Source organism: Cellulosimicrobium sp. CUA-896 (assembly GCF_001942335.1).
Taxonomy (GTDB): Bacteria; Actinomycetota; Actinomycetes; order Actinomycetales; family Cellulomonadaceae; genus Cellulosimicrobium.
In genome coordinates this window covers 1-22,369 of sequence record NZ_MKKH01000038.1, presented here as the reverse complement: position 1 = coordinate 22,369, position 22,369 = coordinate 1, and the positions used below count along the sequence as shown (strand labels likewise).

Sequence of the window (22,369 nt, the reverse complement as noted above, 5' to 3'; positions counted from 1 at the left end):
GGTGCTCACCCTCGCCGCGGCCGCGGGCGCCCAGATGCGCTCCGCGGACGCGCGAGGGCGGGCGCGCGGGCCGCGGCGATCGGCGAGGACGACACGGTCGTGCGCTCGACGGCGCAGCACGTCGCCGGGGCGGACGCGCGCGTGACCGTCCGGCGCGGCGACCCGTGGGTCGAGGTCACCGTCAGCACACCGGTCGTCGGCGGATGGCTGGCGTCCGCCCCGCTGCGGGCCGACGGCCACGCCGTGGCACGGGTCGAGCCGTGACGGCGGCGCGAGCCGCCGCCGTCCGCGCGGAGCACGAGCGCGGTGCCGGCACGGTGCTGGTCCTCGGGATCGTCGCCGGGCTCGTCGTCGTGCTCCTCGCGCTCGGCGCGCTCGCGCAGGCGCAGGTGCTCCGGGGCCGCGCCCAGGCGGGCGCCGACCTCGCGGCGCTCGCGGCGGCGTCTGCGCTGCGCGACGGCTGGGACGCGTGCGGGCGGGCGCGCGAGACGGCGGGGCGCAACGGGGTGCGCATCACGGGCTGCGCGGAGGCCGGCGACGGCAGCGTCCGCGTCGACGCCGTCGCCGGGCCGGCGGTCGACGTGCTCGGCGTCGCGCTGGGGGAGGCGACGGCCGCCGCACGGGCCGGGCCGGCCTCGGCGCGCGGGCGGCGGGCCACGCCAGGAGCAGCAGCGCGGCGACGCGTGCGGTCGGCGGCGCGAGCCGGGCGTCCCCGCGCGAGGACGGTGTGCGGCTCAGTCGGGCGCGTGCGCGAGGACCGCGTCGAGGAGCCGCACGGCCGCCGCCTTGTCGAGCGGGGCGTTGTAGGACCCGCACTTCGGGGACTGCACGCACGCGGGGCACCCGTCGTGGCACGGGCAGCGGACGATCGCGTCGCGTGTGGCGCGCAGCCACGTCGCGCCGAGCTCGAACCCGCGCTCGGCGAATCCCGCGCCGCCGGGGTAGGCGTCGTAGACGAAGACCGTCGCCTCGCCGGTGTCGGCGTGCAGGTCGGTCGAGACGCCGCCGAGGTCCCAGCGGTCGCACGTCGCGAGGAGGGGGAGCAGGCCGATCGAGGCGTGCTCGGCCGCGTGCAGGGCGCCGGGCGCCGCGTCGGCGTCGACTCCCGCCTCGGCGAGGACGGACTCGGGCACCGTCCACCACACGGCCATGGTCGGCAGCGTGCGTTCCGGCAGGTCGAGGTTCTCCGTGCCGAGGATCTGCAGGTCCGGCAGCCGACGGCGCTGGAAGCTGATCACCTGCGAGCTGACGTCGACCGGGCCGTAGCCCCAGCCGACGGGACCCCACCGCCGCTCGACGACCTCGCGCCCCGCGGCGGCGTCACCGTGGGCCGGTTCGTCGGCGATCTCGATCGAGGTCACGGAACGCGACCACGTGCCGTAGTCCACGTCGGTGCGCCGCACGAGCGCGACCCCGTCGGCGAGGTCGAGGCGGTCCACGACGTAGGTCGAGCCCTGGTGGACGTACACGGCGCCGTCGTGCACGGACCCGTCGGCGGACGCGGCGTCCACGGTGCCGAGCAGCCGGCCGGTGCTCGCCTCGGCGACGCGGACCGGCGACCCGCCCGACCCGCGCAGGTCCGTCATGCCGGCCGCGGGCTGCGCGTGCGTCCAGTACCAGCCCGAGGTGCGGCGGCGCAGCGCGCCCCGCGCGACGAGGACGCCGAGGAGGTCCGTCACGGCAGCGGGGTCGCCGAACGCCGCGAGGTCGGCCGAGCGCAGCGGGACCTCCGCGGCCGCGGCGCACAGGTGGGGAGCGAGCACGTACGGGTTGGCGGGGTCGAAGACCGTCGCCTCGAGCGGGGCGTCGAAGATCGCCTCCGGGTGGTGCACGAGGTACGTGTCGAGCGGGTCCTCGCGCGCGACGAACGCCACGAGCCCGTCCGCGCCCGCGCGGCCCGCGCGGCCCGCCTGCTGCCAGACCGACATGCGGGTACCCGGCCAGCCCGCGACGAGCACGGCGTCGAGCCCGGAGATGTCGACGCCGAGCTCGAGCGCGTTCGTCGTCGCGAGCGCGCGCACGGCCCCCGACCGCACGGCCTCCTCGAGCTCGCGCCGCTCCTCGGGCAGGTAGCCGCCGCGGTACGCCGCGACGCGCCGCGCGAGGTCCGCGTCGACGGGCCGCAGGTAGTCCTGCGTCTGCACCGCGACGGACTCGGCGCCGCGCCGCGAGCGCGTGAACGCGAGCGTGCGGGCGCCGGCGAGCACGAGGTCGGCGAGCAGGTCGGCCGCCTCGGCGGTGGCGCTGCGGCGCGGGTGCTCGGGCGCGTCCTCGGTCGCGGTGGGCACCGACGGGTCGTCCGGGTGCGTCGCCTCGAAGCCCGCGACCACCGGCGGCTCCCACAGCGCGAACGTGCGGTGGCCCGACGGCGAGGAGTCCGCCGCGACCGTGACGACGTCGTCGGGCGCGACGCCCGCGAGACGCGCCGCGGACACCGCGGGGTCGGCCGTCGTCGCGGAGGCCACGACGAACGTCGGCCCCGGTGCACCGTCCTTCGCGTAGTGCGCGGCGAGGCGGCGCAGGCGCCGCAGGACGAGGGACACGTGCGCGCCGAACACGCCGCGGTAGGCGTGCCCCTCGTCGACGACGACGTAGCGCAGGTCGCGCAGCAGCCGCGACCACCGGCGGTGGTTCGGCAGGAGCGCGAAGTGCAGGAAGTCGGGGTTGGTCAGGACGACGTCGGCGTGCTCGCGCACCCAGCGGCGCTCGTCCGGCGAGGTGTCGCCGTCGCACGTCGCCACGCGCACGTCGCGCGTGCCGGCCGCGTCGAGCAGGCGCTGCAGCCCGGCGAGCTGGTCGGCGGCCAGCGCCTTCGTGGGCGAGAGGTAGAGCACCGCGCCGCGGCGAGCCACCGACTCGATGCGTCCGGGGTCGAGCGCGCGCCGCGCGGCGTCGGCGCGCACGGACGTCAGCGCGGGCAGCCAGAACGCGAGCGACTTGCCCGACCCGGTCGACGTGGCGAGCGCGACGTGCCGGCCGGACCACGCGGCGTCGGCGGCGACGGTCTGGTGCACCCACGGGCGCTGCACGCCGAGCGCGCGGTACCCGGCGACGAGCGACGCGTCCGCCCAGGCCGGCCAGTCGCCCTGCACCCCGTCGCGCGCGGGCAGCTCGCGCACGTGGGTGAGCCGGTCCGCGCGGCGACCGCCCGCGACGAGCACGTCGAGGAGCGCGTTCGTCGTCGGGGCAGGGGCGTCGGGCACGGCACCGAGTCTCCCACCCCGCGCCCGTCCGGCGGATGCCGCACCTCGTGCGCGACCGCGCGGAGCGGCTCAGCCGCGGAACACCTCCGTGACCGCACGCGCGAGGTACCACGGGTCCACGACGGCCGTGAGCTCGCGCGCGGAGTGCATGGACAGGATCGGCACGCCGACGTCGACGGTGCGGATGCCGAGGCGCGTCGCCGTGAGCGGGCCGATGGTCGACCCGCACGGCACGGTGTTGCGCGACACGAACTCCTGGCTCGGCACGCCGGCCTCCGCGCACGCGCGCGCCCACGCGGCGGCCCCGTGCGCGTCGGTCGTGTAGCGCTGGTTCGCGTTGATCTTGAGGATCGGCCCCCCGCCGGCGAGCGGGCGTACCGCGGGGTCGTGGCGCTCCGGGTAGTTCGGGTGCACCGAGTGCCCGACGTCGCTCGAGACGCACAGCGACGCGGCGAGACGGCGGTGCCGCTCCTCCTCGCCGGCGCCCGTCATCGCGTCGATCCGCGCGAGGACGTCCGCGAGGAACGGCCCGGACGCGCCGGAGCGCGACTCGGAGCCGATCTCCTCGTGGTCGAACGCGGCGAGCACGGGGATCGTGGTGGGCGCGGCCGCCCGGGTACCCGGCGTCCCCGCGGACGCACCACCCGGCGGGATCGCTCCCGCGACGTCGAGCAGCGCGGTGAGCCCGGCGTGCACCGAGACGAGGTTGTCGAGCCGGCCCGAGGCGAGGAACGCGCCGCGTGCGCCGAAGACGCGCGGGGCCTGCGTGTCGGCGACGACGACGTCGTACCCCGTGATCTCGCTCGCGCGCACGCCCGCGTGGTGCGCGAGCTCGGCCAGGACGTCTGCGCCCGCGGCCCGCTCGTCGTGCTCGCCCCCGCCCGCCGGTCCCGCTGCGTCCGAACCCGCGGCGCCGGCCGCCGAGGCCAGACCCCACACCGGGTGCGTGTGCTGCTGCTTGTCGAGGGTGAGCCCCTCGTTGACCTGGCGGTCCAGGTGGATCGCGAGCTGGGGGATGCGCAGCAGGGGCCCGGTGCGCACGAGGCGCACGTGCTCGGCCCGGGAGCCGTCTCCGGTGACGACGCGCCCCGCCAGCTCGAGCTCGCGGTCGAGCCAGGAGTTGAGGAGCGGGCCGCCGTACACCTCGACGCCGGCCTGCCACCAGCCTCGCGCACGCTGCTCGGGCGCGGCTTGAGCTTGAAACCGGGCGAGTCGGTGTGCGCGCCGAGGATCGCGTACGGCGTGGTCGCCGTCGCACCGGGCGGCACGACCCAGGCGATCACCGCGCCGTCGCGCACGACGACGTAGCGCCCGCCCGCTCCGGTGTCCTCGCCGTCGGCCGGCACGTCCGCCGCGCCGCGCGGCCACGCCGCCGCCTCGTCGAGCCGCACGAAGCCCGCCGCCTCGAGCCGGCGCGCGACCTCGTGCGCCGCGTGGAACGAGGAGGGCGACGCCTCCACGAACGTCGCGAGGTCGTGGGCGTGCGCGAGGGCGTCGGGCGTCGGTGCGGGCATGAGGAACAGTCTCGCGCACCTCACCCCACCGCACCGCGCCGCGTCCCGTGCGCCCTCCTGGAGGCACTCCCGGGGGCACGGTCCTAGCCTGTGCTCGTGGCCGCCGACCGTACGCCCGTGCCGCCGCGATGACCGACACCGCGCCCGCCCCGGTGACCGCGGTACCGCCGGTGACCGTGGTGCTGCCGGGGCTCGCGCTCGCGCCGGAGGACTTCGTCCCCCTCGCGCGCGCTCTCGCGCCGCCCGACGGTGACGTCCGCGTCCTCGACGCGTGGCGGACCCCGGTGACCGCTCCCGCCGCCACGGTCCGGGCGCGCTCGGGGTCGACGGCACGTCCGACGTCGTGCTCGTCGGCCACTCCTCCGGCGGGCTCGCCGCGCTCGAGTGGGCGCTGCGGTACCCGCAGGAGGTGGTGCGGCTCGTGCTGCTCGACCCCGAGAGCCCGGACGAGCCGCACGTGCCCGCGCTGCACCCGGGCACTCCGCTCGCACGGGCCGGCACGGCGACGGCCGCGGCGCTCGGGCGGGTGCTCGCCCCGGCCGGTCCCGCGCTGCGCCGGGCCGCCGTCCGGCTGACCACCCGTCGGCCCGACCTGCTCGACCCGACGGTCGCCGCCGCCCGGTACGGCCACGACGACGCCTGGCGCGCGATCGCCGCGCAGTGGTTCGCGAGCTGGGCGCAGGCGCCGCGGGTGCGTGCACTGCTCGAGTCCGGGCGGCGGCTCGCGCCGTCCACCGAGGCGCTCCTGATCACCGGCACCCGGGCCGGCGGGCGGTTCCTGCGCTCCCAGCGCGAGCTCGCCGACCGGCTCGGCGTCCCGCGCGTCGGGCTCGCGGGAGAGGGGCACCTCTTCCCGCTCACCCGGCCGGACGCGTCGCACGGCTGGTGCGCGCACGGCTCGGACCACCGCCGCCGGGACCGCCCGACGACGGGGCGTCCGCGTGGTCGTGACGTGCGCCACACGTGCGTAGACTCACCCCCATCGTGCCGACAGGGGAGCGGCGCGCCGCAGTCGTCAAGGAGGACGGATGCCCACATTCGGTACCGGAAGTCTCACCATCGTCGGGGTGATCGCCGCGATCGGTCTGGTCGCCCTCGCGTTCGCCCTCGTCCTGCGCAGACAGGTGCTGGCCGCCGACGAGGGGACGCCCGCGATGCGCGACGTGGCGCAGGCGGTGCAGGAGGGTGCGGGCGCGTACCTCAACCGGCAGTTCCGCACGCTCGCGCTCTTCGCTGTGATCGTGTTCGGGCTCCTGTTCCTCCTGCCCGGCGACGGTGGCGTGCGCGTCGGCCGGTCGGTCGCGTTCCTCGTGGGCGCCGGGTTCTCGGCCGCGATCGGCTACCTCGGCATGTGGCTCGCCGTGCGGGCGAACGTGCGCGTCGCCGCCGCGGCCACCCGTCCCGGGGGCCGCGCCACGGGCGCGCGCATCGCGTTCCGCACCGGCGGCGTGGTGGGGATGTCCGTCGTGGGTTTAGGGCTGCTCGGTGCGGCGGGCGTCGTGCTGCTGTACCGAGGGGACGCACCTGCGGTGCTGGAGGGGTTCGGGTTCGGGGCGGCGCTGCTCGCGATGTTCATGCGCGTGGGCGGCGGCATCTTCACGAAGGCGGCCGACGTGGGTGCAGACCTCGTCGGGAAGGTCGAGCAGGGCATCCCTGAGGACGACCCGCGCAACGCGGCGACGATCGCCGACAACGTGGGCGACAACGTCGGCGACTGCGCGGGCATGGCGGCCGACCTGTTCGAGTCCTACGCGGTGACGCTCGTCGCCGCGCTCATCCTCGGCAAGGCGGCGATGGGCGAGGAGGGCCTCGTCTTCCCGCTGGTCGTCACCGCGGTCGGCGCGCTCGTCGCGGTGCTCGGCGTCTTCATCACGCGCGTGCGCGGTCAGGAGAACGGGCTGCGGGCGATCTACCGGGGCTTCTACCTCTCGGCGCTCGTCGGGGCGCTGCTCGCCGCGGTCGCGGCGTTCGTCTACCTGCCGTCGTCGTTCGCCGGGCTGGACGGCACGGCCGACCTGGGCGAGCTGAGCGGGGTCGCGGCCGACCCGCGCGTCGTCGCGAGCCTCGCCGTGGTCATCGGCGTCGTGCTGGCGGGCATCATCCTCTGGATCACGGGCTACTTCACCGGCACGACGTCGAAGCCCACGCTCCACGTCGCCGCCACGTCGCGCACGGGAGCCGCGACCGTGGTGCTGTCCGGCATCGGCGTGGGCTTCGAGTCCGCGGTGTACACGGCGGGCGTGGTCGCGGCGGCGATCTGCGGGCTGTTCCTGCTCGCGGGCGGCTCGGTGTGGCTCGCGCTGTTCCTCGTGGCGCTCGCGGGCTGCGGCCTGCTGACGACCGTCGGCGTGATCGTCGCGATGGACACGTTCGGCCCGGTCTCGGACAACGCCCAGGGCATCTACGAGATGTCGTCGGGCGAGGGCGGCGCGGACGAGGTCGCCGACCCCGAGGCCGCGCAGATCCTCACCGACCTCGACGCGGTGGGGAACACGACGAAGGCGATCACCAAGGGCATCGCGATCACCACGGCCGTCCTCGCCGCGACGGCGCTGTTCGGCTCCTACGCCGACGCCGTCGACCAGGCGATGCGCGACGTCCAGGACGTCGGGACCGGGCTCGTGACGTCGATGCTCGACTACGAGATCATCTCGCCCGTCACGCTGGTCGGCGTGATCCTGGGCGCGGCCACGGTCTTCCTGTTCTCGGGCCTCGCGGTCGACGCGGTGACCCGCGCGGCCGGGGCGATCGTCTTCGAGGTGCGCCGCCAGTTCCGCGAGCACCCCGGGATCATGACGTTCGACGAGCGCCCCGAGTACGGGAAGGTCGTCGACATCTGCACGCGCGACTCGTTGCGCGAGCTCGCGACACCCGGGCTGCTGGCGGCGTTCGCCCCGATCGCGGTCGGGTTCGGCCTCGGCGTCGGGCCGCTCGCGGGCTTCCTCGCGGGCGCGATCGGCGCCGGGGTGCTCATGGCGGTGTTCCTCGCCAACTCCGGGGGCGCGTGGGACAACGCGAAGAAGATCGTCGAGGACGGCGCGTACGGCGGCAAGGGCTCCGAGGCCCACGCCGCGACGGTCATCGGCGACACCGTCGGCGACCCGTTCAAGGACACCGCCGGCCCGGCGATCAACCCGCTGATCAAGGTCATGAACCTCGTGTCGGTGCTCATCGCCCCGGCCGTGGTGCTGCTCAGCGTCCCCGCCGACGCGAACCAGGCGCTGCGGATCGGCATCGCCGTGGTCGCCGCGGCGATCGCGTTCGCGCCGTCGTCGCCTCGCGCGTGCGGGCGGCGCGGGTCGAGCGCGCCGGGGTGGCCGAGGTGCGCGAGCGGGTGTCGAGCGCGACCTGACGGGGCGCGGCCGCGCGCCGAGGCGCGGCGGGTGTTCTCGTGCGCCGGCGCGGCGGGGGCGTCCGGTCCGGGCGGTTCGTCCTTCCTGCGTGCAGACGTCATGATGTGGGCATGCGATCCCGGGCCCGCCTCGTCGCGCACGGCGTGGTGCTCGCGGTCCTGGCCGGGCTGTGCGTCACGACGGCGGCCAGCGGGGCGTTCGACGTCGTGACGATCCCGTCGTCGCCCGCCGCCCCGGCTCCTGCGCCGTCGCCCGCGGCGGACGGAGGCGCCGGACCCGTCGCGCCGGAGACCGGCGGGGCGGGTGCGGGGGACGCGCCGACGGACGCCGACGCCGACGCCGGCGGCGGCGGCGCGACGCCCCAGGATCCCGAGGGCGCGACGCCCGACGGCGCGACGCCCGACCCGGCGTGCCTCGCCGCCGAACGCGCATGGGCGGACGCCGCGGCCGCGCAGCTCGACGTCACCGTGGAGCACCCCGAGGAGCTGGTGGAGGGCTTCACGACGGCGCGCGACGCGCTCGTCGCCGCGGAGCCGCCGGCCGACATCGCCCGTGACTGGGGCGTCGTCGCGACGTACGTGAGGATGATCGCCGACGCGGTCGAGGCGGCCGGACCGGACGACCGGGCCGAGCTCGCGCGGGCTCTCGACCGCGTCGGGCGCGGATCGACACCGCGGCGCTCACCGGGTCCTCGGAGCGTGTCACCCAGTTCTTCCGCGCGGGGTGCCCGGCCTGAGCGCGCGCGGCCGCGGTGCGCCCGGCGTCGTATGGGGTTCCTCACATGGGCAGGACTCCCCGATTGCGGCATTCGAGCAGGCCGTGCGGCCGATCGTCCGTGACGATGGTCGCCATGCGCATCCGGAACACGATCTCGACGACCACGACCGCCCTCGCGACCAGCGCCCTGCTCGTCCTCGGCCTCGCCGCGTGCGGCGCCGACGGCGGAGAGACCGACGACGCCGCGGCCGAGGAGACCACCTCGACGGAGGCGGCGGAGCAGAGCCCGGCCGAGGAGGACTCCGCCGAGGTCGAGGCCGAGGGGGCCGAGGACGAGGGCGCCCAGGACGGGGCGACCGACGTCTGCGCCGCGACCGACACCCTCGAGCAGCTCAGCACGGAGATGACGAGCATCGACCAGGACGACCCGCAGGCGGCGATCGACACGTTCGAGCAGCTCACGACGACGCTCGAGGACGTCGAGCCCCCGGCGGAGATCGCGGACGACTGGACCACGATGGCGACGACGTTCCGGTCCGTGACCGACGGCCTGTCGAGCGCGCTCGAGGACCCGTCGAACCCCGACGCGATGTCGAAGGTCTCGGACGCGATGTCGGCGATGACGGACGAGTCGTTCCAGCAGGCCGGGCAGAGCGTCGGCGCGTACACGACCGCCAACTGCTGAGCCCTGCCGCGCGGGCCGTCGCGGCGACGCGGACGCCGATCCGCGAGGATGGTCGCGTGCCGTCCTCACCGCGCCCGTCGCCGTCCCTGCCCGCGCCCAGCACGCCGCCGCCCGGCACCGGGTGGGACGCCGGCGCCCTGGCGACGGCGGTCGAGGCCCTGCGCGCCGACCTCGGCGGCGCCGACTTCACCGTCGACGGCCTGGAGCGGCGGCTCGGACCGGTCGCGTCCGCCGCCCTCCACCGCGAGCAGTCCGTGCCCGCGCGTCGGGCGCTGGGCGCCGCGGGTGGCGGGGGCACCGACCCGGCGGGCACCCTCGCGCGCCTGTTCCTGCTGGGCGACGACGTCCCGCGCCGCGCGCTGGACGTGGCTCTCGCACGCACGGGGACCGACGGCGCCGCGCTCCTCGGCCTCGTCGAGGCGGCGGGGCGCGGTCCCGACGACGCGGTTCGCGCGCTCGTCGACCTGAGCCCTCACGTGGCGACGGACGCGGCGGGGACGGTCGAGTGGTGGCTGGCGTCGGACCTGGGCGAGCTGGCGACCGGTCGCCCGCTCGCCGGGGACCACGTGCTCGGTGCGGGCGGGGCGTCCCTCACCCTGGCGCAGGTCACCGTCCGCACGCCGGTGGACCGGGCGCTCGACCTCGGCACCGGCTGCGGCATCCAGGCGCTGCACGCGGCCCGGCACGCGCGCCACGTCGTGGCGACCGACGTCTCCGCCCGCGCGCTGGGCTTCGCGGCGTTCAACGCCGCGCTCGACCTCGCGCCCGCCGCGCCGGGGACCCCGCGCGCCTCCGTCGAGCTGCGTGCCGGGTCGATGCTCGAGCCGGTGGCCGGGGAGGCGTTCGACCTCGTCGTGTCCAACCCGCCCTTCGTCATCACCCCGCGCGGTGCGGGCGACGGTGTCCCCGCGTACGAGTACCGGGACGGCGGCCGGGCGGGCGACGACCTCGTGCGGGACCTGATCACGGGCGTGGGGTCGGTGCTCGCGCCGGGCGGCGTCGCGCAGCTGCTGGGCAACTGGGAGCACCGCCGCGACGAGCCGTGGGACGAGCGCGTCGGCGCGTGGCTGGACGCGGCCGGCCTCGACGGATGGGTCGTGCAGCGCGAGGTGCTCGACCCGGCCGAGTACGCCGAGACGTGGATCCGCGACGGCGGGACGACGCCGGACCGGGACCCGCAGGCGTGGGCCGCCGCGTACGGGGCGTGGCTCGACGACTTCGCGGCGCGCGACGTCGAGGGGGTCGGCTTCGGGATCGTGACGCTGCGCCGTCCGCGCTCGGGCGCCCCCACGCTGCGCCGGGTCGAGGAGCGCACCGGCGCGGTGCGGCAGCCGCTCGGTGCGCACCTCGCGGCGGCGCTCGCGGCGCACGACTGGCTCGCGGTGCGCGACGACGCGGGGCTCGCGGCCGAGCACCTCGCGGTCGCCGGCGACGTCACCGAGGAGCGGTTCCACACGCCGGGCGCGCCGGACCCGAGCGTCGTGCTGCTGCGCCAGGGCGACGGCTTCGGCCGGGCGGTGCGGGCCTCCACCGGCCTCGCCGCGCTGGTCGGCGCGAGCGACGGCGAGCTCAGCGTCGGGCAGCTCGTCGGCGCGATCGCGGCGTTGTTCGAGGTCCCGGCCGACGACCTCGCGGCCGAGCTGCTGCCCGAGGTCCGGGGGCTCGTCGGGGACGGGTTCCTCGTCCCGGTCGCCCCGGTGCCCTGATCGCCCGGGAGCGAGCCACGCGCTCCCTGAGGTCAGGCCAGCAGCGCCGGTCCGTACCTCGCGAGGACGAGGACGGCGAGGGCGACGAGCCACGCCGCGACGAGATACCCGTACGCTCCCGACCGCACGAACGCGAGCAGACGCGCCTGCGCGCGCCGCGGCAGGTAGAGGGTGTCCTCGAGCACGTTCCAGTGCAGCAGCGACGCGAACACGAGCGTCGTCGAGACCGTGACGAGCAGGCACCACGGGCACAGCGCACCGATCACCCACATCGACTGGGCGAGCAGCCAGTACGCGAGGACGACGCCGAGGCCGGACACGCACTGCGCGGCGAGCAGGAACCCGCGGGGGAAGCGGGTGCCGCCGAGCGCCGCGACCGCCGTCGTGACGACCACCGGCTCCGCCACGAGCCCGAGGAACGCGTTGGGGAAGCCGAAGAGCTGCGCCTGCCACGACCGCGCCACCGTGCCGCACGACAGGACCGTGTTGACGTCGCACGACAGCGTCGCCGTCGGGTCCGCCGCGAGCCGCACCGCGTCGTCGGACAGCACGAACGCGGCGACGAGGCTCAGCAGCGCGAAGACGAGCATCTCGCCGAACAGCAGCGTGCGGGAGTGCCTCCACCCGGTCGGGCGCTGGATCGTGCCGGGCGCCGTGCCGGGCGCCGTGCCGTCGTCGCGCCCGTCGTCCTCCGTGGACGGGCCCTCGGCACGAGGTGCGAGCGAGGCGGGCGCGTCGTGCACGGGCAGTCCTCCGGTGGCGACGCGGGGCCGCGGGCGACGGGACGCACCGGTCCTCCGGTGCGTGGCGGCGTCCGGCCGGCAGGGTGGGCGTGCTGCCGGCCTGACGCCGTGACCAGCGTAGGAAGCCGGACCGGGCGGCCGACAGGGACCATGGTCCTCGCCCGGACGGGACCCCGTCCGCGCCGTTGGCACGTCACGGCGTCGCGGCGACCTAGGATCGTGCGGCGTCCGGACGACCCGGGCGCGACCCGGACCCGGAAGGACGCGCGTGCAGCACGAGGACGTCGACGCCCTGCGGCGCACGAGCGCGGCGTGGAGGCTCCTGCGCGCCGACACCGCGCCGCTCGTGCTGTCGTTCCTCGGCACCGTGTTCGTCGAGGAGAACGTGCGCGCGATCCCGGAGGGCGAGCTCGTCGCACGGCTCGACGACCACCTGTGGGCGCTGCGCCGCGCGGACGGGACGGGAGCTGGGGCAGGGGCTGGGGCAGAACCGCGGTACCCGCGCACCCCGCAGGCGTACGTCGACCACTGGGCCCACCCCGACCAGGGGTGGCTGCGCGCCTGGTACCCGCCCGGCTCGGCCGAGCCCCACTACGACGCCACGCCCGCCGTCGAGCAGGCCGTGCGGTGGGTGGCGGGGCTGCGCGGTCGCGCGTTCGTCGGCACCGAGTCGCGCCTCAACACCGTCTTCGAGCTGCTCCGCCAGCTCGCCGTCGGCACCCAGACCGACCCCGCCGAGCGCCTGCGGGAGCTCAAGGAGCGTCGCGCGCGCCTCGACGAAGAGATCGCCCAGGTCCGCGCGGGCCGTGTCGCCGTGCTCGACGCCGCCGCCCAGCGCGACCGGTACCAACAGCTCACGCAGACCGCGGCCGACCTGCTGTCCGACTTCCGCGAGGTCGAGGCGAACTTCCGCTCCCTCGACCGCGCGCTGCGCGAGCGGATCACCGGCTGGGACGGTGCCAAGGGCGAGCTGCTCGAGGAGGTCGTGCGCTCGCGCACCGCGATCGCCGAGTCCGACCAGGGCCGGTCGTTCCACGCCTTCTACGACTTCCTGCTCGACCGGAGGCGGCAGGAGGAGTTCGCGGCGCTCGTCGACCGTGTCCAGTCCCTCGACGCGATCGCGCTCGACGCCGAGCCGCCCGCGGGCCCTTCCGTGCGCCCCGCCGCCCCCACCGACGCGGCACGCACCGCCGAGCACCGCCGTCTGCGCCGCGTCCACTACGACTGGCTCGACGCCGGCGAGCGCACCCAGGCGACCGTGCGCACCCTGTCGGAGCAGCTGCGCCGCTTCCTCGACGACCAGGTGTGGCTCGAGAACCGCCGCGTCATGGACATCCTGCGCGGGGTCGAGGCGAAGGCCCTGGCGGCGCGCGACGTCGCCCGGGACGCGCCGCGCGGCCCCGGCGCGGACCCCGACCTCGCGACGCCTCCCGGCATGCCGGTCGACGCCGTTGCGCCCGAGGTCGTGCTGCCGACGGAGCGCCCGCTGTTCGCGCCGCGACCGAGCGCGCGCGTGGACTCCGACCTCGTGGAGGAGGGCGACGAGGACTTCGAGGTCGCCGCGCTCTACGAGCAGGTGCACGTCGACCCCGAGCGGCTCGCCCGCACCGTCCGCGACGCGCTCGGCCGTCGCGGCCAGGTCTCCCTCGCGGACCTCGTGCACGACGCGCCGCTCGAGCACGGCCTCGCCGAGCTCGTGACGTACCTGTCGCTCGACGACCCGCGGTTCGCCGTCGTGCACGACGACGACCGGAGCGACGAGGTGACCTGGACCGGGGAGGCACCCGCGCCGCCGGGCGACACGGGCGACGCCCACGCCCCCGTGGTGCGCGTGGCGCGGCTGCCGCGCGTCACGTTCGCCCGCCGGTCGATCCTCCCGGCCGCCGCGGCCCCCGCCCGACCCGAGCACGCACCCGAGGAGACCGAGTGAGCACGTCGGCGAGCACGACCCGCTCCGCCCGCGGACCCGAGCTGTCGGTCGTCGTCACGTCGCTGCTCAAGGGCGTCGTGTACCGCGAGGCCGGCGAGGAGACCTGGCGCGACCTCCTCGCGCACGAGGCACAGGTGCGCGACACCGTCGCGCTGCTCGGTCTGCAGGTCGTCGTCGACGAGGGCGACGGCTACGCCTACCTGCGCTCGCAGCCCGAGCACGAGCGCGACGAGCGCGTGCCCCGGCTGATCCCGCGCCGCGAGCTGCCGTTCGACGTGAGCCTGCTGCTCGCGCTCCTGCGCAAGCGCCTCGCGCAGTCCGACTCCGAGGGCGGCGACACGCGGCTCGTGCTCACGCGCGCCGAGATCGTCGACCTCCTGCGCGTGTTCCTGGCCCAGGACGCGGGCGCCGCCGCGAACGAGGCGCGGCTCGTGGACCGCGTCGACGCACTGGTGCGGCGCGTCGTCGAGCTGGGCTTCCTGCGCCCCGCGGGCCGGGACGCGCTGCCCGACGGCGCGGGGTCGCCCGAGGGGGAGCGTGCCCCCTCCGGGGACGACGGCCCGGCCGACGCCCGCAGGTTCGAGGTGCGCCGCATCCTCAAGGCGTTCGTCGACGCGCAGTGGCTCGCCGACTTCGACGCGCGGCTCGCGCAGTACCTCGACGTCGCGGCCGGGCGCGAGGACGGGGCGCCCGGGACGGCGGCAGCGAGCGGGACGGCGACGAGCGCGACGGCGACGAGAGGGACGGTGGCGTGATGGAGGGACTGTTCAGCCCGGTCGAGCTGCACGACCCGGCGGCCGACCTCGACGCGCGCGCGGGCTTCCGCCTCGAGCGCCTCGAGGTGCTCAACTGGGGCACGTTCGACCAGCGCGTGTGGGCGTTCGACCTCGACGGGCGCAACGCGCTGCTCACCGGCGACATCGGCTCCGGCAAGTCGACCATCGTCGACGCCGTGACGACGCTGCTCGTCCCGTCGCACCGCATCTCCTACAACAAGGCCGCGGGCGCGGGGGCGCGCGAGCGGTCGCTGCGCTCGTACGTCGCCGGGCACTACAAGGCCGAGCGCGACGAGGCCACCGGCACGACCCGCCACGTCGGGCTGCGCGAGAAGGGCACGTACTCCGTCGTCCTCGGGCGGTTCGCCAACCGCGGGTTCGACCAGGAGGTCACGCTCGCGCAGGTGTTCTGGCTCGCGCCGGGCCAGGCCGGCCAGCCGGACCGGTTCTTCGTCACCGCGGACCGCCCGCTGACGATCACCGAGGACTTCGCAGGGTTCGGCGGCGACGTCACGGCGCTGCGCCGCCGGCTGCGCACGGCCGGGGCGCAGGTGCGCGACCACTTCCCGGAGTACGGGCGCGACTTCCGCCGCCTGCTCGGCATCCCCTCGGAGCAGGCGATGGACCTGTTCCACCAGACGGTGTCGATGAAGTCGGTGGGCGACCTCGGCGAGTTCGTGCGCGAGCACATGCTCGAGCCGTTCGACGCCGACCGCTGGACCGACCGGCTCGTCGCGCACTTCGACGACCTCACGAGCGCGCACGACGCCGTCGTGCGCGCCACCGCGCAGGTGGAGCGCCTCGCGCCGCTGCTCGCCGACTGCGACGCGCACGACGCGCTGGGCGAGCGGGCCGACGCGCTCGTCGCGCGGCGCGACGCGCTGCGGGCCTTCACGGCCTCGCGGCGGGTCGCCGACCTCGACGGGCTCATCGGCGCGCTCGACGAGCGCGTGACCGACGGCGAGGAGCGTCGCGCCCGCGCCGGCGAGGAGCTGAGCGTGCTGGCCACGGAGCGCCAGCGGCTCGAGCTCGAGCGGGCCGGCCACGGCGGCGACCGGCTCGCCGCCATCGAGGGCGAGGTCGCGCGCCGCGAGGTCGAGCGCGCCGCGCGCGAGCGCCGCGTCACGCAGCTCGCGGGCTACGCGGTCCAGGCGGGTCTGACCCCCTCCTCCTTCTCCTCCTCCGACTCCGACTCCTCGGCAGCCGCAGCCGTCGCCGACACCACAGCCGTCGCCGACACCGGAGCCGCCGCAGCCGCCGTGCGGGCCGCCGCGGACGCGCTCGTCGACGCCGACGCCCTCGCCGCGCTGCACCACGAGGCGGACGCGGTCGCGCGAGCGGTGCGCGAGGAGCTCGCGCAGGCCGAGGAGGAGGCCGGGGACGTCGCCGCCGCGCTGCGCGCCGTCGAGCAGGAGACCGCGGACGCAAGGCCGAGCTCGCGAGCCTCGCGGACCGACGGTCGAACCTCCCGAGCACCCACCTCGACGTCCGCGACCGCCTGTGCGCGGGCGTCGGGCTCGCTCCGGGCGACCTGCCGTTCGTCGGCGAGCTGCTCGCCGTCCGGCCCGAGCACGCGGACTGGGAGGGCACGGCCGAGCGCGTGCTGCGCGGCTTCGCGCTCTCGCTCCTCGTGCCGGCCGCGCACTACGACGCCGTCGCCGCGTGGGTCGACCGGGAGCACCTCGGGCTCCGGCTCGTCTACCACCGCGTACCCGAGCGCCCGGGACGGGCGCACCGCGCCGACCGTGCCGACGGCACGCTCCTGCTCGCCGACCTCCTCGACGTGCGCGCGCTCGACGGCGCGCCGTCGCTCACGACGTGGGTCGGGACCGAGCTCGAGCGCCGGGCGGACCACGTGTGCGCCGCGGACCTCGACGCGTTCCGGCGCCTGCCCCGCGCGGTGACCCGCTCGGGCCAGGTCAAGCACTCGCCCGACCACCACGAGAAGAACGACGTGCGGGCCGTCGACGACCGGCGCGGGTACGTGCTCGGCTGGTCCACCCAGGCCAAGGTCGACGCGCTCCTCGAGCAGGCGGCCGAGGTGACGTCCCGCCGCGACGCCCTCGCGCGTCGTCGGGACGCGGCGGCCGCCCGCCGCACCGCGCTCCAGGCGCGCGCGTCCGCCCTGGGCCGCCTCGAGGTGTACCGCGACTGGGACGAGCTCGACTGGCGTGCCGAGGTGGCCCGCGTCGCCGAGCTCGACGACGAGAAGCGCCGCCTCGAGCAGGCCAGCGACGAGCTCGGGCGCCTCGCCGGCCTGCTCGACGACAACGCGCGCCGCCGTGCCGGGCTCGAGGCGGAGCGCGACCGCGTCGTCGCGACGCTCGGCGCGGACCGGCACGCGCTCGACGAGGCGCGCGCCGCGCGCGAGCGCGCCCGGGCCGTGCTCGACGGCGCGGGGGAGCGGCTCGACCCCGAGACGACGGCGGCGCTCGCCGCCGAGTTCGACCGCGAGCTCGGCGGGCGGGAGGGGGCGGCCCCGGCGGGCGCCGTGCCGACCCGGACGACCGACCTCGACGCCGTCGAGAACGCCGTGCGCTCGCGGCTGACCGCCGAGGCCGAGCAGGCGCAGCGCGAGCGCGCCGACCTCGGCACGCGCGTCGCGGGGCAGATGGCCGCGTTCCGCTCGGCGTACCCCGTCGAGACGGCGGAGCTGGACGCGGACGTGCGCTCGGCCGACGGCTACCGCGAGATCCACGACCGGCTCGTGCGCGACGACCTGCCGCGCTTCGAGGCCGACTTCAAGGCCTACCTCAACACCAACGCGATCCGCGACATCGCGGGGTTCGCCGCGGAGCTCGCGAAGCAGGCCGACCTGATCCGCGACCGCATCGACACGATCAACGACTCGTTGCGCGCCATCGACTACAACCCGGGCCGCTACATCCGGCTCGAGGTGTCGCGCACGCCGAACGTGGAGGTGCGCGAGTTCCAGCGGGACCTGCGGGCCTGCACGGACGGCGACGGCATCCTCGCCGAGGACGACCGCACCCTCGCCGAGGGCGACGGCTCGCTCACCGAGGACAACGGGGCGCTGTCGTACTCCGAGGACCGGTTCCTGCGCGTCAAGGCGCTCGTCGAGCGGTTCCGCGGGCGCGAGGGCATGACGGACCTCGACGAGGCGTGGCGCCGGCGGGTGACGGACGTGCGGAACTGGTTCGTGCTGTCGGCGTCCGAGCGCTCGCGCGCGGACGACTCCGAGCACGAGCACTACTCCGACTCCGGCGGGAAGTCCGGCGGGCAGAAGGAGAAGCTCGCGTACACGATCCTCGCGGCCTCGCTCGCCTACCAGTTCAAGCTCGACTGGGGCGCGGTGCGCTCGACGGCGTTCCGGTTCGTCGTCATCGACGAGGCCTTCGGGCGCGGGTCCGACGAGTCCACCCGGTTCGCGCTCGAGCTCTTCCGCCGGCTGGGACTCCAGCTGCTCATCGTCACGCCCCTGCAGAAGATCCACGTCATCGAGCCGTACATCTCCGCGGTCGGGTTCGTCGACAACCGACGGGGCGCTCGTCGCGCCTGCGGACGCTCTCCATCGACGCCTACCGCGACGGCCGGGACGCGCGCGAGGGCCGCGAGGCCGAGGTGGTCCCGGGGTAGCGGGACCGGTCCGACACGACCTTCCACAGGTCTTCCCCGAACCCGCACAGACGTCGCCTACGGTGGGAGGATGCCGTCCGACCAGGCTCCGACCCGTCCGCTGCAGACCCGCGGCGACCCCGGGACGCGCCCGATGCCGGTCCCGCGCCACGACGTCCCGCCCGTGCCCGCGGCACCGTCCGGACCGACGCCGTCCCGCGCCCGGGACTCGGCCGCGGTCCGTCTCGCCCCGCGCGTCGCCGCCGGGGCGGTGGCGGTCGCGGCCGCGGCGCTCGCCTGGGCGATCTGGCGCTTCTTCGTGGACACGTACGCCGGGCAGATGGCGGAGCGCGCCGCGTTCGACGGCGCGGTGAACGGCCAGGGACCGCTGTGGGCGGTCGCCGAGCCGGTGCTCGACACGGTCTCGGTGACGCTCGTCGTCGTCGGCCTCGGGACGGCGATGGGCATCGCGCTCCTGCGGCGGCGCTGGGGGCTCGCGGTCCAGGTCGCGTTCCTCGTCGTCGGCGCCAACGTCACCACCCAGGTGGTCAAGCACCAGCTGCTCGGGCGCGAGAACCTCATCGGGGGCTGGACGGCCGACAACTCGCTGCCCAGCGGGCACACGACCGTCGCGGCCTCGGTCGCGGCCGCCGTGCTCCTCGTCGTGCCGCGGGGCGCGCGACCGCTCGTGGCGGTGCTGGCGCCGTGTACACCGCCGCGACGGGCGTCTCGACGCTCGTGGGCCAGTGGCACCGCCCGAGCGACGTCGTCGCGGCCGTCCTCGTGGTGCTCGCCTGGGGCGCGCTCGTCTGCGCGTTCACGCCCCGGTCCTCGCTCGACCGCGGCGTGGGCGGGTCGCCGGGCGCGTGGTCACGGGTGGGCTCCTGCTCCTGGTCGGCGCGGGAGCGACGGCCGCCGCGCTGTGGGCCTACCGCGCGACGCCGGCCACGTGGAGCACCACGACGACGCAGGAGGCGACCGCCTACCTGGGCGGCGTCGCGGGCGTCGGCGCGGCGACCGCCGCGGTCTTCGCCGTGCTGCTGCTCGTCCGGCAGTCCACAGCGCGGCCCGGCCCGCGCCGCGGTCGGGGGTAGGGTGCCGCTGGCGCGGATGGCGTAACGTCGTAGGCTTCCCGGACCGGCACGCAGGCCGGCACCTCCCCGGGGCAGCGCAGCGGTGCGACGCCCGACGGCGACAGGTCGTCGTCGAGCACGACCGCTCCCGCCGTGGCCTCCGGCACGAGGACGCCGCGGACCACCGCGACGACCGGACCGCCGGGCCGACGCACGCAGGACCACGCACACGACGCAGGACGACGAAAGCAGGATGGGATGCCACGCAAGCTCGTGATCGTCGAGTCGCCGGCCAAGGCTCGCAAGATCCAGGGCTACCTCGGCGACGACTACGAGGTCGAGGCGAGCGTCGGGCACATCCGGGACCTGCCGCAGCCCTCCGAGCTGCCCGCGGACATGAAGAAGGGCCCGTACGGCAAGTTCGCGGTCGACGTGGACAACGGCTTCGACCCGTACTACGAGGTCTACGCGGACAAGAAGAAGAAGGTCGCCGAGCTGAAGCGGGCGCTCAAGGACGCCGACGAGCTCTACCTCGCCACCGACGAGGACCGCGAGGGCGAGGCCATCGCGTGGCACCTGCTCGAGGCGCTCAAGCCGAAGGTCCCCGTCAAGCGCATGGTGTTCCACGAGATCACGCGGGAGGCCATCCAGCGGGCGCTGCAGAACACCCGTGACCTCGACGCGAGCCTCGTCGACGCGCAGGAGACCCGCCGCATCCTCGACCGGCTCTACGGCTACGAGGTCTCGCCCGTGCTGTGGCGCAAGGTGCGCCAGGGCCTGTCGGCGGGTCGCGTCCAGTCGGTGGCCACGCGCCTGGTCGTGGAGCGCGAGCGCGAGCGCATGGCGTTCGTCGCCGCGGAGTACTGGGACGTCACCGGGACGTTCGGGCTGGGTGGCGACGCCGCGGCCGCCGCTCCCGACGAGGCGGGCAAGACGTTCTCCGCGCGCCTGGTCCAGCTCGGCGACGAGCGCGTGGCGTCCGGGCGCGACTTCGACGACCGCGGGCAGCTGAAGGCGTCCGGCGGGCAGCGTGCCGGGGTCGTCCACCTCGACGAGGCGACGGCGCGGGCCGTCGTCACCGGTCTCGCGGACGCCGACTTCGCCGTGCGCTCGCTCGAGACCAAGCCGTACACGCGCCGCCCGGCCGCGCCGTTCACGACCTCGACCCTCCAGCAGGAGGCGAGCCGCAAGCTGCGCATGTCCTCGCGGCAGACGATGCGCACCGCGCAGTCGCTGTACGAGAACGGCTACATCACCTACATGCGCACGGACTCGCCGTCGCTGTCCGCCGAGGCGACGAGCGCCGCGCGCCGCCAGGCCGCCGAGCTGTACGGCGGCGACTTCGTCCCGGACAAGCCGCGCGTGTACGCGTCGAAGAACGCCGGTGCGCAGGAGGCGCACGAGGCGATCCGCCCCGCCGGTGACTCGTTCCGCACGCCCGCGCAGGTCGCCAAGGAGCTGAGCGGCGACCAGTTCAAGCTGTACGAGCTCGTGTGGAAGCGGACCGTCGCCTCGCAGATGGCCGACGCCAAGGGGTCGACGGCCTCCGTGCGCCTGGGCGCGGCGCTGGCCGGCGCGGGCGCCGACGCGCTCGCCGGACGCGACGCCGTCTTCGCGGCCTCCGGCACGGTCATCACGTTCCGCGGCTTCCTCGCCGCGTACGAGGAGAGCTCCGACGTCGACCGCTACGCCGAGGAGTCGCTCGGCGCGAAGGGCGGCGACGACCGCGAGACCCGGCTGCCGCAGATGGCCGAGGGCGACGCGCTGCGCGGCGAGGACCTCGAGGCCGCCGGGCACTCGACGTCGGCACCTCCGCGCTACACCGAGGCGAGCCTCGTCAAGGCGCTCGAGGAGCTCGGTATCGGTCGGCCGTCGACGTACGCGTCCACGATCTCGACGATCCAGGACCGTGGCTACGTGCTCACGCGCGGCCAGGCCATGGTGCCGAGCTGGCTCGCGTTCGCCGTCGTGCGCCTGCTCGAGGAGCACTTCGACCGCCTCGTCGACTACCGGTTCACGGCGTCGATGGAGGCCGACCTCGACGAGATCGCCGCCGGCCGCCGCGACCGCGTGGAGTGGCTCACGCAGTTCTACTTCGGCGACGCCGCGCGGGGGCCCGAGGGCGAGGGGCTGCGCGAGCTCGTCGAGAACCTCGGCGACATCGACGCGCGCGGCATCAACTCGGTGCCGATCGGCGAGGGGCTCCAGCTGCGGGTGGGCCGCTACGGGCCGTACGTCGAGGACCTCTCGGCCGAGGTCAAGGAGGGGGAGAACCCGCCGCGCGCCTCGGTCCCCGACGACGTCGCGCCCGACGAGCTGACCGTCGCCAAGCGCGCGAGCTCCTCGCCGCGGGCGCGGACGACGGGAAGGTGCTCGGGACCGACCCCGTCTCGGGCAACCAGGTCGTCGCGAAGGCCGGCCGCTACGGCCCCTACGTGACCGAGGTGCTCGACCTCCCGCCGATCGACACGAGCCTGTCCGCCGCCGCGCAGAAGCGGGCCAAGGCGGCGCAGCCGAAGCCCCGCACCGGGTCGCTGCTCAAGACGCAGTCGCTCGACACGATCACGCTCGAGGACGCGCTGCAGCTGCTGTCGTTGCCGCGCGTCGTCGGCACCGACCCCGAGTCGGGGGAGGAGATCACGGCGCAGAACGGCCGGTACGGCCCGTACCTCAAGAAGGGCACGGACTCGCGCACGCTCCCGAGCGAGGAGGCGATGTTCACCGTCACGCTCGAGGAGGCGCTGGAGCTGTACAAGCAGCCGAAGCGCGGCCGCGGGCAGCGCGCCGCGACCCCGCCGCTGCGCGAGCTCGGCGACGACCCGAACAGCGGCAAGCCGATCGTCGTCAAGGACGGGCGGTTCGGCGCGTACGTCACCGACGGCGAGACGAACCGCACGCTCCCGCGCGACCTGACGCCCGAGTCGATCACGCCCGAGCGCGCGATCGAGCTCCTCGCCGAGAAGCGAGCGCAGGGCCCGGCGAAGAAGCGCACTCCCGCCAAGAAGCCGGCGGCGAAGAAGGCCCCCGCGAAGAAGCCGGCCGCGTCGAAGAAGTGACCCGGTGAGGCCGAGCGCTCTCACCGAGGTAGAACCG

Annotated in this window: 9 protein-coding genes and 6 pseudogenes; 12 read left to right on the top strand and 3 right to left on the bottom strand. The window is 76.0% G+C overall.

Annotated elements, in window-relative coordinates; all coding sequences use genetic code 11:
- On the top strand, positions 1–264 hold a 264-nt coding region (locus BJF88_RS20530), incomplete at its 5' end, for a TadE family type IV pilus minor pilin (RefSeq protein ID WP_304441370.1).
- Positions 204–620, top strand: a pseudogene (locus BJF88_RS19165) (Rv3654c family TadE-like protein); the annotation flags it as partial. The gene BJF88_RS20530 and the pseudogene BJF88_RS19165, both read left to right, overlap by 61 nt.
- Before the next feature lie 114 nt (positions 621–734).
- Here BJF88_RS19165 and BJF88_RS12550 read toward each other — a convergent pair.
- Together BJF88_RS12550 and BJF88_RS12545 are read right to left on the bottom strand one after the other, a co-directional pair.
- Positions 735–3,203: a DEAD/DEAH box helicase gene (locus BJF88_RS12550; RefSeq protein ID WP_075829052.1), complete on the bottom strand. Its 2,469-nt coding sequence runs from the start codon at positions 3,201–3,203 to the stop codon at positions 735–737.
- Positions 3,204–3,272: 69 nt separating this feature from the next.
- Positions 3,273–4,717 (bottom strand): annotated as a pseudogene (locus tag BJF88_RS12545) (M18 family aminopeptidase).
- 271 nt (positions 4,718–4,988) lie between these two features.
- Here BJF88_RS12545 and BJF88_RS23675 point away from each other — a divergent pair.
- The 5 genes and pseudogenes from BJF88_RS23675 to BJF88_RS12520 form a co-directional block, all read left to right on the top strand.
- Positions 4,989–5,579: pseudogene (locus BJF88_RS23675) on the top strand (alpha/beta fold hydrolase); the annotation flags it as partial.
- A gap of 166 nt (positions 5,580–5,745) precedes the next feature.
- Positions 5,746–8,069 (top strand): annotated as a pseudogene (locus BJF88_RS12535) (sodium-translocating pyrophosphatase).
- 111 nt (positions 8,070–8,180) lie between these two features.
- Positions 8,181–8,909, top strand: a complete 729-nt coding sequence (locus BJF88_RS12530) for a hypothetical protein (protein WP_139316058.1) — start codon at positions 8,181–8,183, stop codon at positions 8,907–8,909.
- An 11-nt stretch (positions 8,910–8,920) separates the two neighbouring features.
- The gene (locus BJF88_RS12525) at positions 8,921–9,472 is read left to right on the top strand and encodes a hypothetical protein (protein ID WP_139316057.1); all 552 of its coding nucleotides are present in this window, start codon (positions 8,921–8,923) and stop codon (positions 9,470–9,472) included.
- Between the two features lie 56 nt (positions 9,473–9,528).
- Positions 9,529–11,178, top strand: a complete 1,650-nt coding sequence (locus tag BJF88_RS12520; protein ID WP_369824595.1) for a methyltransferase — start codon at positions 9,529–9,531, stop codon at positions 11,176–11,178.
- A 32-nt stretch (positions 11,179–11,210) separates the two neighbouring features.
- Here the strand turns inward: BJF88_RS12520 and BJF88_RS12515 are convergent, their stop codons facing one another.
- A complete protein-coding gene (locus BJF88_RS12515; RefSeq protein ID WP_255372002.1) occupies positions 11,211–11,921 on the bottom strand; it encodes a vitamin K epoxide reductase family protein in 711 nt (236 codons plus the stop codon).
- 268 nt (positions 11,922–12,189) lie between these two features.
- On the opposite strand from BJF88_RS12515, the gene BJF88_RS12510 reads away from it, so the two are divergent.
- The 5 genes and pseudogenes from BJF88_RS12510 (at position 12,190) to topA (ending at position 22,332) form a co-directional block, all read left to right on the top strand.
- Entirely contained in the window at positions 12,190–13,851 is a 1,662-nt protein-coding gene (locus tag BJF88_RS12510) for a DUF3375 domain-containing protein (protein WP_075829049.1), read from the top strand.
- A complete protein-coding gene (locus BJF88_RS12505) occupies positions 13,848–14,606 on the top strand; it encodes a DUF4194 domain-containing protein (protein WP_075829048.1) in 759 nt (252 codons plus the stop codon). The genes BJF88_RS12510 and BJF88_RS12505 overlap by 4 nt, the downstream gene beginning before the upstream one ends.
- A complete protein-coding gene (locus tag BJF88_RS12500) occupies positions 14,606–16,531 on the top strand; it encodes an ATP-binding protein (protein WP_075829047.1) in 1,926 nt (641 codons plus the stop codon). The genes BJF88_RS12505 and BJF88_RS12500 overlap by 1 nt, the downstream gene beginning before the upstream one ends.
- Positions 16,532–17,238: 707 nt before the next feature.
- A pseudogene (locus BJF88_RS23670) lies at positions 17,239–17,973 on the top strand (SbcC/MukB-like Walker B domain-containing protein); the annotation flags it as partial.
- Positions 17,974–19,534: 1,561 nt separating this feature from the next.
- Positions 19,535–22,332, top strand: a pseudogene (topA, locus tag BJF88_RS12485) (type I DNA topoisomerase).
- The last annotated feature ends 37 nt before the right edge of the window (positions 22,333–22,369 follow it).

Bases quoted from the DNA above. Each gene is read 5' to 3' on its own strand.
- BJF88_RS12530 (WP_139316058.1), top strand. From the start codon at position 8,181: ATGCGATCCCGGGCCCGCCTCGTCGCGCACGGCGTGGTGCTCGCGGTC.
- BJF88_RS12525 (WP_139316057.1), top strand. From the start codon at position 8,921: ATGCGCATCCGGAACACGATCTCGACGACCACGACCGCCCTCGCGACC.
- BJF88_RS12500 (WP_075829047.1), top strand. From the start codon at position 14,606: ATGGAGGGACTGTTCAGCCCGGTCGAGCTGCACGACCCGGCGGCCGAC.